The following is a 14,331-nucleotide window of genomic DNA, read 5'->3' on the forward strand; positions in this document are numbered from 1 at the left end:
ATTGCGGAAGGCGATGTTCTGGTGCGGCCGGCGGCCGCCACGGCGGAGCGCGCCGTGCTTTCTTGGGTCTGGCCGGGTACGGAAGGTGCGCGGCGGGCGCCATGCGGATGCGCATGGCATATTCAGACGAGCGAAGGCGCGCAGGCGCCGTGCATTGAGAAAGCTTCTCCATGAGTCTACTATCCTTTCCCATCTTGCAATTTCCTATCCACGTCCAACTGAGCGGGGTGCCGTCATGGACTTCGAACTGAGCGAAGAGCAGCGCGCCTGCCAGGCGCTGGCGCGGCAGTTTGCCGCCGGCGAAATGGCGGCCCAGGCGGCGCAGTGGGACGCCGACGCCTTTTTCCCGCGCCGTGTCATCGGCCACGCCGGCGAGCTGGGTTTTTGCGGCCTGTATGTGCCCGAGTCGCTGGGCGGACTGGGCCTGTCGCGGCTGGACGCGGCCATCGTGTTCGAGGAGCTGGCCCGCGCCTGCCCGTCGACGACGGCCTACATCACCATCCACAATATGGCCGCCGCCATGATTGCCGAATGGGCTAGCCCGGCCGTGGCCGCCGCCTGGGTGGCCGACCTGGCCAGCGGCCGCAAGCTCGCCTCGTACTGCCTGACCGAGGCCGGCGCCGGCTCCGACGCGGCGGCGCTGCGCACGACGGCGACGCTGGCCGGCGCCGACTATCTGATCGACGGCAGCAAGGCCTTCATTTCCGGCGCCGGGGCCACCGACGCGCTGGTGGTGATGGCGCGCACCGGCGGCCCCGGCGCCGGCGGCATCTCGGCCTTCCTCGTGCCGGCCGACAGCGCCGGCGTCAGCTACGGCCGCAAGGAGGAAAAGATGGGCTGGAACAGCCAGCCCACCCGCACCGTCAGCTTCGACCGGGTGCGCGTGCCGGCCGCGCACCTGCTGGGGCGCGAGGGAGACGGCTTCAAGCTGGCGATGCGTGGGCTCGACGGCGGCCGCATCAACATCGCCACCTGCTCGGTCGGCGCGGCGCAGTCGGCGCTGAACAGCGCGCAGCGGTATATGCACCAGCGCGTGCAGTTCAAGCGCCGCCTGTCCGAGTTCCAGGCCCTGCAGTTCAAGCTGGCCGACATGCAGACGGAGCTGGTGGCGGCGCGCCAGATGGTGCGCCTGGCCGCCACCAAGCTGGACGCCGGCGCGCCCAACGCCTCGGTCTACTGCGCGATGGCGAAGCGGCTCGCCACCGACACCGGTTTCGCCGTCTGCAACGAGGCGCTGCAGATCCACGGCGGCTACGGCTACATCCGCGAATACCCGCTGGAGCGCTATCTGCGCGACGTGCGCGTGCACCAGATTTTGGAGGGCACCAACGAAATCATGCGCGTCATCGTCGCGCGCCATTTATTAAACAATGAAGCCAACGAGGAGTTTTTATGAGTTATACGAATCTGCTGGTGGAGATCGTCGGCAGCACGGCCGTCGTCACCATCGCCAACCCGCCGGCCAACACCTGGACCGGCGCCAGCCTGAAGGATTTGCGCCGGCTGGTCGGCGAGTTGAACGCCAACGCCGACATCTACAGCCTGGTGCTGACCGGCGGCGGCGACAAGTTCTTTTCCGCCGGCGCCGACCTGAAGCTGTTTGCCGGCGGCGAGCTGGCGGTGGCGCGCGACATGGCCGACAGTTTCGGCGCCGCCTTCGAGGCGCTGGCCGGGTTTCGCGGTGTCTCGATCGCCGCGATCAACGGCTACGCGATGGGCGGCGGGCTGGAATGCGCGCTGGCCTGCGACCTGCGCATCGTCGAGACGCAGGCGCAGATGGCGCTGCCGGAAGCGGCCGTCGGCCTGCTGCCGTGCGCCGGCGGCACGCAAAACCTGGCTTGGCTGGTCGGCGAGGGCTGGGCCAAGCGCATGATACTGTGCGGCGAACGCATCGACGCCGCCACGGCGCTGCGCATCGGCCTGGTCGAGGAGGTGGTGGAGCGGGGCGCCGCGCTGCCGCGGGCGCTGGCGCTGGCCAGCCAGGCGGCCCGGCAAAGCCCGACCAGCGTCAAGGCGTGCAAGCAGTTGATCCAGGGCGCCCGCGCGCAGCCGATGGCGGCCATGCTGCCGCAGGAGCGCGCCGCTTTCGTGCGCCTGTTCGACAGCGCCGACCAGAAGGAGGGCGTCAACGCCTTCCTGGAAAAGCGCGCGCCCGTATGGCGGAACGCATGAGCGCCGTGCTGTTCGAGACGCTGGCCTGCGCCGGCGGCGCGACGCTGGGCGTCGCCACGCTGAACGCCGAGAAGACGCTGAACGCGCTGTCGCATGAGATGATCGTGCTGCTGCACGCGCAATTGGCGGCGTGGCAGGCCGATCCGGCCGTCGCGCTGGTGGTGCTGCAAGCCGCCGGCGACAAGGCTTTCTGCGCCGGCGGCGATCTGCAGAACCTGTACGCCTCGATGCGCCAGCACCACGCGTCGGCGCGGCGCGGCGACGTCCTCGGCAACGACTACGCGCTGCGCTTCTTCAGCGACGAGTACCGGCTCGACTACCTGATCCACAGCTACGCCAAGCCCGTGCTGTGCTGGGGCCACGGGATAGTTATGGGCGGCGGCATCGGCCTGATGGCCGGCGCCAGCCACCGCGTCGTCACCGAGGGATCGCGGCTGGCGATGCCGGAAATCTCGGTCGGCCTGTACCCGGACGTCGGCGCCAGCTGGTTCCTGAACCGCATGCCGGGCCGGCTCGGCCTGTTCCTGGCGCTGACCGGCGCCGCCATCGACGCCAGCGACGCCCGTTTCGTCAAACTGGCCGATTACCAACTGGCGCACGCGGCCAAGGCGGAGGTCATCGCGCAACTGCGGCGCCAGCCATGGAGCGGCCGCGCCGGGGACAACCACGCCCTGCTCGACGAGGTGCTGGCGCGGGCGCAGCACGCCGGCGAGGCGGCGGAGCCGGGGCCGCTGCGCCGGCATATCGACGCCATCGACGCATGGTGCGCCGGTCCGCGCCTGGCGCCCATCGTCGCGCGCATCGGCGGCATCGACAGCGACGAGCGCTGGCTGCAAAAAGCCGTGGCGTCGCTGCGGCACGGCTGTCCCGGCTCGGCCTGGCTGGCGCACGCCATGCAGGAGCGCGCCCGCCACTTGTCGCTATTCGAGGTGTTTCAGCTGGAACTGGGCGTGTCGCTGGCGTGTGCGGCGGGGCCGGATTTCGCCGAGGGCATCCGCGCGCTGCTGATCGAGAAGGATATGCGGCCGCGCTGGCAGCCGGCCAGCTTGGCGGAGATCGACGCGGAGTGGGGCGAACGTTTCTTCGTCCAGCCCTGGACGGCGCAAAACCATCCGCTGCAAGCTTCAGCGAACGCGTCTGTATAAAAGCGGTGTTTTCCGCAGGGGAACGGCCCGGCGCGCAGCGCGCCGGGCCGGCGTGCCGCGCGGACTGGCCTCAGGCTTCCGTATCGGCCAGGAACACGATGGCCCTGGCCCATTTCGAGTATTTCAATTCTGCCAGGTCGCGCACGGTCTTGATGTTGAAGGCTTGCTTCAACAGTTCGGCGTCCTTGGCGCTCACGCCTTGCAGGGCATCGACGGGGGCATCGGCGATTTCCTTGAGGGATTTGCCTTCATACGCCTTGTCTACTGCTTTATTGATATTCATGCGTTGATACTCCTCAGTAAGTGTGAGATTTAATTCTACACTTGTTGATGTAAATCAAACATTAAAATTCGCCGCCGTGCAGTACAATCGACACAGGCCGGTATGCCGAACTGTGCATTGCCAGCCGGGCCGCAGCGCATTGCTGCACTTCAGCGTGACGTTCTCAGGAGGCGATGATGGGATTACTAGACCAGTTGGCGGGGCAGGCATTGGGGGCGCTGGGAGGGCAACAGCAGGATGCGGCGCCGCAGGCGGATTTATTGAGCGGCGTGATGGGTTTGATCAACGGCGCCGGCGGCTTGCCCGCCTTGTTGCAAAAGTTCCAGGAGAGCGGGCTGGGTGACCAGGTAACTTCCTGGATCGGGCTTGGCGACAACCAGCCGGTGTCGGGCGAGCAGATCGCTTCGGCGCTGGGCGGCGACACGGTGGCGCAGCTTGCCCAGCAGGCAGGCGTGGCACCCGAACAGGCGTCGGCCGGCCTGGCGCAGTTGCTGCCGCAAATTATCGACAAGCTGACACCGCAGGGCGCCGTGCCGGACCAGGATTTGCTGCAGCAGGGCTTGAGTCTGTTGAAAGGCAAACTGTTCGGTTGACGCTTGCGCTTCCGCGCTTTCGCGCTTGCGCTTTCGCGCTTGCGCCTGCGTTTATATGGTCAGCAGACCATGTTTGTTCAGCGCCAGGCGCAGCGCCAGGTCGCGGCTGTCTGGCGTGTCCAGGCGCGCCGTGGCCCCTTCGACCAACTGAGCGTTGAACAGCCGTTGCTGCGGCGCCGCGTCGCGGTTGTCGATCAGGCCGGAGAGCAGGTCGGCGGCCGCCTGCGCCATTTTCTGTATCGGTTGGCGCAGCGTCGTCAGCTTGTGGCTGAGCCAAGCCGACGCTTCGACGGCGTCGCAGCCGGCCACCGCCATCTTGCCGGGAATGTTGATGCCCAGTTCGTGGCGCGCCGTGTCGAGGCAGCCGATGGCCGCCACGTCCTTGCCGCAGATGACGGCGTCCGGCACGCGCCCGAGCTGGGCGATGATGGCGCGGATGCCGTTGCCGCCACTGGCGTAGTCGCCGTGGCCGTCGACCACCGCGGGCACCGGCAGGCCCAGTTCGGCGATGCGCATGCGCGCGCCCAGCAGGCGCTGCTGCGCGTCGGCGCAGTCCTGCGGGCCGTCGATGAGGGCAAACTGGCGGTGCCCGGCCTCGGCCAGGCGCGACACCAGCAGGCGCGCCGCCGCGGCCTGGTCGCAGACGACGGCGTTGACGGCCGGCCCGTGCGCGCCGCGGTTGAACATGACCAGGGGCACGCGGCGGCGGGCGAATTGCGCCACCTGGCGCTCCGACAGGCTGGCGGCGGCGATGACGCCGTCGACCTGGTATTGCCAGACCTCGGACAGGATGGTGTCGAGTTCGTTCTCGCGCGTCGGCGTGAATAGCAGGGCGCGCTTGCCGCGCTGCGTGATTTGCCGGCTCAGCTCGGCCAGCGCCTCCGGTCCGGCCAGGCTGGAGATGATGACGCCGACCAGGTTCGAGCGCCGCGTGATCAGGCTGCGCGCGGCCGCGTTGGGGATGTAGTCGAGGCAGCGGGCCGCCTTCATGACGCGCTCATGGGTGGCTTTCGACACGCTGGCGCCCGGCTTGAAGCAGCGCGACACGGCCGACTGCGACACGCCGGCCAGCAGCGCCACGTCATAGGAGGTGACGCGGCGTTCGGGGCGTTTGGCGGCGGCGGGGGGCGCTGGGGTGGGTCTGGGTTTTCTCATTATTTCATTCCGGCAACTCACCATCAGTTACCCAGCATACCGCAAAAACTTACTTTAAAGCAAAAGAAACCGGCTCGGACATGGCAAAAATAATACATCTATTTGTCATGCCGCCGGCGTGCCGACCAGGAGCGTCACGTCAAACCGCCGGGCCGGTGTAGTTGTTTTCGCAAATGGCCGCCGGTAGTGCAGCGTGAGGCCCATCCGGCCCTGGCCGATCGCCTCGAAATGCAGGACAAGGTTGCCGCCGCTGCCGGGCGCGCTGCCGGACGGTGTAAATTCCGCCTGGCCGCGGGACCGGAGAATGGTCTTGTCGACGACGCCGACCTGCCATTCGTAGCCGGTGCCCAGATTGCCGGGAAGGGAGATAGTCAGGGTGTCGCCGACGCACAGTTCGACTGTGCGGCCGGCGTCGGCCTCGGTGAGCAGCGTGACTGATTTCCCCGGCGGCTTGGCGGCGGCGCAGGCGCAGACGAGCAGCGCCAGCGCCAGCGGATACGGTATCGACATACTCGCGTCCCCCATTTCTCCGTCGGCCGTATCAAACGCCGTATTAGAGGCCGAATTGCTGCGAGTTGACCCATTCGCTCTTGGTCAGCGTCCACCAATCGACGGCCAGGGCCTGCAACACATAGTCGTACGGCAGCCAGCCATAGCCGTCGATGCCCCAATCTTTTCCCCAAGAGTTACGGATCAAGAAAGCCCCCACGGTTTCCTTCGCCCCCGGCGCGTTGTTCTTGATGTACTTGGTGTCGTCATAGCCGACGGCAATGACGGCGTGCCCGCCAACAATGCGCTCGCCGTGCACGGGGAGGGGGATTTCGCCGGTTTCGCCGGCCTGGGTGTAGGAGCTGTAGACGCTGAAACCGAACATCGAGGGTAGGCCGGCGACCAGCCACTTCTTGATCGTGTTCAAGAGTTCATCCGGAGAGATCTCTGGCGTGTCGAGGCGATAATAGCTGATCGCCTGATAATTCTGCGCGTACGCGTAGCAAAAGCCGTTCGGCTCGGTATCGAATTCGGGCTTGTGGTCGGTATAGGCCCAGTATTGCTCCGGCGGACAGCCGAACAATGTCAATGCGGCCATCGTGGTGCGCAGATACGCGCCGGTGTCGCCCTTCAGGCCCAGCAGTTCGCGCGTGACTTTGTAGAGAAACAGGCGGGAGGCGCTCGCGTGCGTGCCGAAGGCGCGGTTCTGGAAATATTCGACGAGGCCCACGCCGGCTTGCGCGGTGCAGGAGCCGAGATGCTCCTGGTCGTAGACATCCGGGAAAAATTCGCGCAAGTCGGTGTTGACGGGCAGTGCCGCCGTACTGGCTTGCAGCACGCCCATTTTTTTCAGATCGCTTTTCACGGATGCCTGCCCGAGCATCTGCATTTGCGGCGTGATCTTATCGTTGTTTATCGTGTAGTCGCGGAAGTCGGGCTGGTCGCGCAGCCATCCCATGGCGAATGCGGTAGTCGGCATAATTGTTCCTTTCGTGTCAGAGATGTTTCGGATCTTGTCTAGGCGCGATGCGCCCTTGCTTGTTACTGCTTGTCGATGCCAAGAAAGTTGGCAATGGCAAGGCTGGAGCAGATGCCCGCGTTGATCACGTAGGGCTGCACTTCTTTGCCGCACTGGGCGTCGCTTCCTCCCGGATTGACGGGTACGGCGTGTTTCATGTTATCGATCAGAAAGGTCTCGACCATGGGATGGCCGCTGCTATTGGAAAATATTTGATGGTGAATTAGCCGGGCATTATTACCTTGCAATACTTCCTCCTTTGCCGGCGTCTGTCCCGTGCCCAGCAGATCGGTCCATTGCTCCATGAGTTCGATTTCATCTTGCGGGTCAACCACATCATCGGCACTCCCATGCCAAATGGAGACGGGCGGGTAGGGGCCAGTGAAGTTCGAGGCGTGCCGCACCAAGTCGCCCCATTGCTTCGGCGACATGTTCTTCTTCTCCGTCGCCATTTTTCCGGGCGAGAGCGATAACTTTACGCCGCAGGGCAGCGCCTCATTTTGATTGCTCGCGCAACGAAACGGTATGCCCGCGACGATGCCCCCACCGGCAAACACTTCGGGATAGGTCGCCAGCATCACGGCTGTCATGGCCCCCCCGGCCGACAGTCCCGAGACATACACGCGCCGCGCATCGATATTCAGATCGTCTGTCATCTTCTCGATCATCTGGCGGATGGACAGCGCCTCGCCTTTGCCGCGTTCGCTGTGATTGGGCTCGAACCATCTGAAACAGTTATTCTGATGCACGGTTTCCTGCGGCAGTAGCAGGGCGAAGTGAAACTTGTCGGCAAGCTGAATCCACCCTGTCTCGTCGTTGTAGGCCGAGGCGCTTTGGGTGCAGCCGTGCAAAGCGACGACCAGGGGGCGCGAGGCTCCCAAGTTCTGTGGCACGTATTTGAACATTTTCAGCGCGCCGGGATTCGTTCCGAAGTTCTTCACTTCAGTGAGCGACGGATCGACCACCTTTGGACAGATGGGCAGCGAGGGAATCAGTACGCAAAAATTGCTTTGAATGGCCACCATCCCCGGGGGGGCGTCACGACGAATGTCAGCAGGTAGAGTGAAGGGGGAGCCTGGGCAGGACGCGATCTGTGGATAAAAAAGGCACCATTGATCGGAAATGAAATCGAGTCCTTTTGCGTGCGCGCGACGGATCGCCGCATCGCTGGGGGCGCCGTGGTAGGGGACGTCGGCCGCATGGGCCAGCTCCCAGTATAGCAGCGGTAACACGGCCAGAAACAGCATCGGCAGCAAATGCCGCCGCAGATTCAGCAGTATCCCGCGCAAGGTTCGTATCGGACTCATTCCACACCTCCTTAAAGAACGGCTCAGTTGAGCCGATGCGATAAGTTGGACATGAGCCCAGCAGCGGAGGTTCCTGCTTAAAAAATAGCTTAAATCGTTGACGTTTGGCGGAGATCAGAGCGGGCTGCCGCAAGGCCCCTGGCCATACGGGCTCTGCTGGCCGGGCGGCGTCACGTGGCGGTTGCTGAAGTCCTTCGCCAGCGCAGGCAGCCACAGCGTCGAGCGGGCCAGCGCTTCCGTGCCGGCCACGCTGCCGCGCACCGTCAGTTCGACTTGCACCCATTGGCCGCGGTCGCGCGGGTAGTTCAAGGCGATCCGTGCCAGGCCCAGCGCGTCGGTCTTGCCGCTGCCGCTGACGGTGATCGGTATGCCAGGGTCGAGCACGCCGTTGCCGTTCACATCGTAGGCGCCGTCATAGATGCCCTTGCGCACCAAGTCCTCGTTGGCGCAGATGTAATTGGGCCAGGCGATCACCCAACTGCCCGTGTCGGGGCTGTTGGCGCTGTCCGGCAGCCACTCAAAATAACCCTTGCGGTAGCGCGTCGGCCAGACCGCGGCGCTGACGCCGACGTCGGCCACGCCGTTGCCGGCGCTGTCGGAGACGAGCACGGCGAACTCCTGCTGCAGCAGCGAGGGCGAGTATTCGATCACGCTGTTGCCGGTGCCGAACTGGATCGACAGCGCCTTCCTGGCCACGCTCAGCAGCACCCGCGCGCTGGCGCCGGGGTTGCCCGCGCCCTGGATGTGCGCCTCGATCACGGCGCCGTCCTTGCCGCTGTCGGCCGGGCCGGCCACATAGCTGGCGCGCGCCGCGCCGTCGCTGCCGGTGACGTCGCTGGACGGTTGCGCCAGATAACCGCCGCTGGGGTCGGCCACGATGGTGTAGACGACGGTGGCGCCCTTGATCAGGTTGTTGGCGGCGGTGCCGTCGCGTACCACGGCCGTCAGTACGCTGCGCTCGGTCGTGGCGGCGCCGCTGTTGCTGCCGATGACGGCCGGCTCGGCCTGCAGCGTGACGGTGGCCGTCGGCGTCAGCGGCGCGACGAACTCGACGCGCGTCTGCGCGCTCGGGCCGCCGCTGATGCTGGCGTTCAGCGTGGCCACGCCGGAGTTGACGGAAGACAGGTAGTTGCGCGGCGCGTTGCCGTTGACGACGGCGACGGCGCCGGCCAGCGGCTGCAGGCAGGCGCTGTCCGCATACAGCCGGCCGCGCGAGGTGCTCAGGTTGAGCTGGCCGGACTGGCCCACGCCCAGCTTTTCATAGTGCACGTCGACGGCTTGGCAGGCGCCGGTGGCCACTTCGGCCAGCACCTCGGCGCCGCCGGGGCCGACGCCGACGGCGGGGCTGATGCGCAGCTCGGTGCTTTCGACGCTGACGGCCATGGCCGCGCCGGTGCCCAGCGCCGTCACCGACACCGCCTCCGGCCCCAGGCGGCTGCCCAGCAGGCTGAGCAGGATGCGCCCCTGGGCGTCGCTGCTGGCCGGCCCGCCGCCCTTGACCGTCAGCGCATTGCCGTTTTTCGCGCTCAGGGTCAGCGGCGCGCCGGCGATGGGCCGCTTGGCCGAGTCGCGCAGCGTCACCGTCAGGTCGGCGCTGGCGCCCAGGCTGAGCACGGCCGGGCCGCTGATGGCGAGGCTGGTGCCGACCACCTCGACGGCGCCGCTGGCGCTTTTGGCGCCAACCTTGGCCAGCACGCTGATGCGCCGGTTCATATTCGAGCCGCCCGTGCCGAGCAGCACCTTGGCCTGGCCGTTCTTGTCCGTGACGGCCTCGGCGCCGGTGAGGATGCCGGAGTCGGCGCTGAAGGCGATGGCGGCGCCGGGCAGGGCGGCGCTGGCGCCGTTCTTCACCACGGCCGTCACGGTCACCTCGCCGCCGGCCGAGGGCAATTCGGCGCTGCTGAAGAGCAGACTCAGCGAGGCCGCCTGCGCGGCCGGATCGCTCGGCGTCGTCGGCGTCGTCGGGGTGGTCGGGTTGCCGCCGCAACCGGCCGTGCTGGTCAGGGAGCAAGAGCTGCTCTGCTGCTCGGCGGAGCCGCCGCCGCAGGCGCACAGCGCCAGCGCCAGCGCCAGCACGGCCGCCGCGGCCCGTGCCGTCGTCGCTGAAGTGAGGTTCAAGGGCATCCCCCGGTTGAAATGGCGCGCCCGCATTGGCGCTCAGGCAATTTCCAAAGGGTATAGGCGGGCGCCGGGCAGGATTTTGATCGGGAGCAAGCTTCAAGCCGGGGACAGACCACGATTTCCAAGAAATATTTCTTGAAAATCGTGGTCTGTCCCCGGCTTGCGCAAACTTCTGGTAACATCACGCCCCTTTATTACGTGAAGGGTCGACATGGCCAATGCTTGCGGCGTCGATTTTGGCACGTCAAATTCCACAGTGGGCTGGGTACGGCCGGGCCAGGCAACCATGCTGGCCCTCGAAGATGGCAAGACGACCTTGCCGTCCGTCGTATTCTTCAACGCCGAGGACGAAGAGGTCAGCTTCGGACGTGCCGCCCTGGCCGGCTATCTGGCCGGTTACGAGGGGCGCTTGATGCGCTCGCTCAAGAGTTTGCTGGGCACCAGCCTGATCGACGGCCAGACCGAGGTGGGCGGCCGCGCGCTGCCTTTCCGCCTGCTGCTGTCGCAATTCATCGGCGAGCTGAAGCGCCGCGCCGAGCAGTCGGCCGGCCGCGAGTTCACCTCGGCCGTGTTCGGCCGCCCCGTCTTCTTCATCGACGACAGCGCGGCCGCCGACCAGTTGGCCGAGGACACGCTGGCCGAGGTGGCCCGCGCCGTCGGCTTCAAGGACGTCGCCTTCCAGTTCGAGCCCATCGCCGCCGCCTTCGACTACGAGTCGCAGATCGCGCGCGAGGAATTGGTGCTGATCGCCGACATCGGCGGCGGCACCTCGGACTTTTCGCTGGTGCGCCTGGCGCCCGAGCGGGCCGGGAAGGCCGAGCGGCGCGACGACATCCTCGCCACCGGCGGCGTGCACATCGGCGGCACCGATTTCGATAAATACCTGAGCCTGTCGTCGGTGATGCCGCTGCTCGGTTACGGCAGCCGCCTGAACAACAACAGCGAAGTGCCGTCGAGCTATTACTTCAACCTGGCCACCTGGCACACGATCAATCTGGCTTACACCAAGAAGATCTGGGTGCAACTGGCCGATGTGTGCCGCGACGCCCGCGAGCAGGACAAGATGGGCCGCCTGCAAAAGCTGATCGACCAGCGCGCCGGCCACTGGCTGGCGATGAAGGTGGAGGAGGGCAAGATCGCCCTGTCGGAGGCGGCCGAGGTGCAACTGGAGCTGGAGCGCCTGTCGCCGGCGCACAGCCTGATCTTGCAGCGCGGCCAGTTCAACGAGGCCATCGGCCACCTGTGCAGCTCGGTCGAGCAGACCGTGCTGAACCTGCTGCGCGACGCCGGCGTGACGCCGGGCGCCGTCGACACCGTCTTCTTCACGGGCGGATCGAGCGGCGTGCGCTTGTTGCGCGAGCAGATAGGCGCGCTGGTGCCGTCGGCGCGCCGCGTCGAGGGCGACTTGTTCGGCAGCATCGGCGCCGGCCTGGCGCTGGACGCCGTCCGCAAATTCGGCTAAGCATCCGCCACCCACCGCGAAAGAGGAAACCCATGAGTGTGTTTGACAAACCGATCGTCATGATCGACTTTGAAACAACCGGCCTGTCGCCCGACATGGGCGAGCGCGTCACCGAGGTGGCGGCGCTGCGCATCGTCGGCGGGCAAGTGGTGGAGCGCTATGTGTCGCTGATTAACTGCCAGGCCAGGATTCCCTCCTTCATCACGGGCCTGACCGGCATCACGCAGGCGATGGTGGACGGCGCGCCGCCCGTGGCCGAGGTGCTGCCGCGCCTGCTCGACTTCATCGGCGCGGACACGCTGGCGGCCCACAACGCCAGCTTCGACGAAAAATTCCTGCGCGCCGAAAGCGCCCGCCTGGGGCTGGTGCCGGCGCACCAGGGGCTGGTGTGCTCGCTGAAACTGTCGCGGCGCGTCTTTCCCGGCCTGGCCAGCTACAAGCTGGGCCAGTTGTCCGGCCAGCTCGGCATCGCCTTCAAGAGCGCGGCGCACAGGGCCGAATCGGATGCGGAAGTGGCGGCGCAGGTGCTGATCCACATCGGCCGCCACCTCGGCGACGCCTACGGCCTGGGCGGCGTCGACCCGGCGCTGCTGGTGTCGCTGAACGGCCTGAGCGCGGCCAAGGTGCCGCAGTACCTGCAAAAGCAGGCCCTGGCCGCGCGCCGCTAAGGGCGCCGGTTTGGCTTTGCCTCAACGACAGCGCATAAATATCCGGCGCAATTTTACCGATCGCATTACAATGCTGGCATTGATGTAAACCCGATCATTGACGCCGCCGTGAGATTTTCGCGCTCCCTTGCCTTCGCTTTGCTGTCGCTTCTGCTGGTGCTATCCCAGCAGATGGGGATCGCGCACGGCATGTCGCACTGGTCGGAGTCGCGCGGCGCCGAGCCGGGCGAGCAGCAGGAACAGCGCCGCCCCGGCAAGTCGCTGGCGCCCGACCAAAGCTGCGCCCAGTGCCTGGCGTTCGCCCAGATCGGCTCGGCGCTCGGCACGCCTTGCTATTCCTTCCCCGCCACCCACGCCGCCGCGCCGCAAACCATTACGCGGCCCACGCCGGCCGCCTGCCTGCGCACCGTCTGCGTCTTCTTGTCGCGCGCGCCACCCGTCCTGTCCTGATCGTTAGCTATTCCATCGCCTGGTGCGCGCCGTTTGCGTGCGCGGGCTAGTCATATCTATTCTATTTCGACAGGATTTACCCATGTTTAAACGCAGCATACTTGCGGCCGCGCTGGCCGCCTCATTCTCCACGCCTGTCGTCGCCGCCTCGGCCAGCGACAAAGAGTTGACCGCGATCCGCGAGCAGATTCGCCTGATGAAGGATGCCTACGAGGCGCGCCTGCAGGCGCTGGAGCAGCGCGTGAAGCAGGCCGAAGCGACGGCCGCCACGGCGGTGGCCAGCGCCCAGGCCGCTCCCGCCGCGCCGGCCCAGGCGCTTGCGCAACAAGCCGTCGCCGCGCCGGCGGCAGCGGCGGCGCCGGCCGCCAGCAATCTCTTCAATCCGAACATTTCGCTGATCCTCGGCGGCACCATGGCGCGCTTGTCGGAAGACCCGCAACAGTACCGCCTGCAAGGCTTCCGGCCGAGCGGCGGCGAAGTCGGCCCCGGCAAGCGCGGTTTCAGCCTGGGCGAGTCGGAGCTGACGCTGGCGGCGAATATCGACCCGCGCTTCTCCGGCCAGCTGACGTTTGCGCTGAGCGGCGAGGACACGGTCGGCGTCGAGGAAGCCTTCATCCAGACCCGCGGCTTGTCGAACGGCCTGAATCTGCGCGCCGGCCGCTTCCTGTCGTCGGTAGGCTATTTGAACGGCCAGCACGCCCACACCTGGGACTTCGTCGACGCGCCGCTGTCTTACCAGGCCTTCTTCGGCGGCCAGTACAAGGCGGACGGCGTGCAGGCGAAGTGGCTGGCGCCGACCGACAAATTTATCGAGCTCGGCATGGAAGTGTCCAGCGGCGCCTCCTTCCCCGGCAAGGAACGCAATAAAAACGGCGCCGGCGCCAAGTCCGTGTTCGCCCACATCGGCGACGATATCGGCGCTTCGTCCAGCTACCGCGCCGGCCTGTCCTATCTGCGCACCGGCGCCGAGGATGCCAGCGGCGCGGACAATCCGCTGGCCTTCCACGGCAAGTCGAGCATGTGGATTGCCGACGCCATCTATAAATGGGCACCGAACGGCAATGCGACGAAGACCAACTTCAAGCTGCAGGGCGAATACTTCCGCCGCAAGGAGAACGGCAGCCTGGACATCGCCGACGCGGGCGTTGGCGCCTACCGCAGCAGCCAGTCCGGCTGGTATCTGCAGGGTGTCTACCAGTTCATGCCGAGCTGGCGCGCCGGCCTGCGCTACGACCGCCTGGCGTCCGGCAGCCGCGAGCTGGGCGGCGACCTGACGCTGGCCAGCGCGCCCATCCTGGAAGCCTACTCGCCGTCGCGCAGCAGCGTGATGTTCGACTACAGCCCGTCCGAATTTTCGCGCCTGCGCCTGCAACTGGCGCGCGACAAGTCGCGTCCCGGCGTCGTCGACAATCAGATTTTCCTTCAGTACATCATGAGCCTGGGCACCCACGCTGCCCACGCTTTCTAG

At 66.4% G+C, this 14,331-nt stretch carries 14 protein-coding genes; 8 read left to right on the plus strand and 6 right to left on the minus strand.

Annotated features, from left to right (window positions below; all coding sequences use genetic code 11):
* Positions 1-235 precede the first annotated feature (235 nt).
* The 3 genes from OIK44_RS03660 to OIK44_RS03670 are packed head-to-tail and all read left to right on the plus strand — an operon-like array spanning position 236 to position 3,317.
* Positions 236-1,396, plus strand: a complete 1,161-nt coding sequence (locus OIK44_RS03660; RefSeq protein ID WP_273669319.1) for an acyl-CoA dehydrogenase family protein — start codon at positions 236-238, stop codon at positions 1,394-1,396.
* Positions 1,393-2,172: an enoyl-CoA hydratase gene (locus OIK44_RS03665; RefSeq protein ID WP_273669320.1), complete on the plus strand. Its 780-nt coding sequence runs from the start codon at positions 1,393-1,395 to the stop codon at positions 2,170-2,172. Before OIK44_RS03660 ends, OIK44_RS03665 begins: the two co-directional genes overlap by 4 nt.
* Positions 2,169-3,317, plus strand: coding sequence for an enoyl-CoA hydratase/isomerase family protein (locus tag OIK44_RS03670; protein WP_273669321.1), 1,149 nt, complete (start codon positions 2,169-2,171; stop codon positions 3,315-3,317). Before OIK44_RS03665 ends, OIK44_RS03670 begins: the two co-directional genes overlap by 4 nt.
* 70 nt (positions 3,318-3,387) lie before the next feature.
* Here the strand turns inward: OIK44_RS03670 and OIK44_RS03675 are convergent, their stop codons facing one another.
* On the minus strand, positions 3,388-3,600 hold the full coding sequence (locus OIK44_RS03675) for a hypothetical protein (RefSeq protein ID WP_273669322.1): 213 nt from the start codon (positions 3,598-3,600) through the stop codon (positions 3,388-3,390).
* Positions 3,601-3,773: 173 nt separating this feature from the next.
* Between OIK44_RS03675 and OIK44_RS03680 the strand changes: the two genes are divergently transcribed.
* A complete protein-coding gene (locus OIK44_RS03680; RefSeq protein ID WP_273669323.1) occupies positions 3,774-4,193 on the plus strand; it encodes a YidB family protein in 420 nt (139 codons plus the stop codon).
* Between the two features lie 51 nt (positions 4,194-4,244).
* Here the strand turns inward: OIK44_RS03680 and OIK44_RS03685 are convergent, their stop codons facing one another.
* The 5 genes from OIK44_RS03685 to OIK44_RS03705 form a co-directional block, all read right to left on the minus strand.
* On the minus strand, positions 4,245-5,348 hold the full coding sequence (locus OIK44_RS03685; protein ID WP_273669324.1) for a LacI family DNA-binding transcriptional regulator: 1,104 nt from the start codon (positions 5,346-5,348) through the stop codon (positions 4,245-4,247).
* A 105-nt stretch (positions 5,349-5,453) separates the two neighbouring features.
* Complete coding sequence (locus OIK44_RS03690; protein WP_273669325.1) at positions 5,454-5,858, minus strand: protease inhibitor I42 family protein; 405 nt, start codon at positions 5,856-5,858, stop codon at positions 5,454-5,456.
* Positions 5,859-5,901: 43 nt separating this feature from the next.
* Positions 5,902-6,816: a C1 family peptidase gene (locus tag OIK44_RS03695; protein WP_273669326.1), complete on the minus strand. Its 915-nt coding sequence runs from the start codon at positions 6,814-6,816 to the stop codon at positions 5,902-5,904.
* A 62-nt stretch (positions 6,817-6,878) separates the two neighbouring features.
* Positions 6,879-8,162 carry an extracellular catalytic domain type 1 short-chain-length polyhydroxyalkanoate depolymerase gene (locus tag OIK44_RS03700; RefSeq protein WP_273669327.1) on the minus strand — a complete coding sequence of 428 codons (1,284 nt, stop codon included), beginning with the start codon at positions 8,160-8,162 and terminating at the stop codon, positions 6,879-6,881.
* Positions 8,163-8,276: 114 nt separating this feature from the next.
* Complete coding sequence (locus OIK44_RS03705) at positions 8,277-10,280, minus strand: Ig-like domain-containing protein (RefSeq protein ID WP_273669328.1); 2,004 nt, start codon at positions 10,278-10,280, stop codon at positions 8,277-8,279.
* Between the two features lie 214 nt (positions 10,281-10,494).
* Here OIK44_RS03705 and OIK44_RS03710 point away from each other — a divergent pair, with 214 nt between their 5' ends.
* From OIK44_RS03710 to OIK44_RS03725, 4 genes are all read left to right on the plus strand, one after another.
* Positions 10,495-11,745, plus strand: a complete 1,251-nt coding sequence (locus OIK44_RS03710) for an Hsp70 family protein (protein WP_273669329.1) — start codon at positions 10,495-10,497, stop codon at positions 11,743-11,745.
* Positions 11,746-11,777: 32 nt separating this feature from the next.
* The gene (locus OIK44_RS03715) at positions 11,778-12,413 is read left to right on the plus strand and encodes a 3'-5' exonuclease (protein ID WP_273669330.1); all 636 of its coding nucleotides are present in this window, start codon (positions 11,778-11,780) and stop codon (positions 12,411-12,413) included.
* A gap of 108 nt (positions 12,414-12,521) precedes the next feature.
* Complete coding sequence (locus OIK44_RS03720) at positions 12,522-12,863, plus strand: hypothetical protein (protein ID WP_273669331.1); 342 nt, start codon at positions 12,522-12,524, stop codon at positions 12,861-12,863.
* Between the two features lie 82 nt (positions 12,864-12,945).
* On the plus strand, positions 12,946-14,331 hold the full coding sequence (locus OIK44_RS03725; protein WP_273669332.1) for a porin family protein: 1,386 nt from the start codon (positions 12,946-12,948) through the stop codon (positions 14,329-14,331).

The organism is Janthinobacterium fluminis, from assembly GCF_028595325.1.
Taxonomy (GTDB): domain Bacteria; phylum Pseudomonadota; class Gammaproteobacteria; order Burkholderiales; family Burkholderiaceae_D; genus Janthinobacterium; species Janthinobacterium fluminis.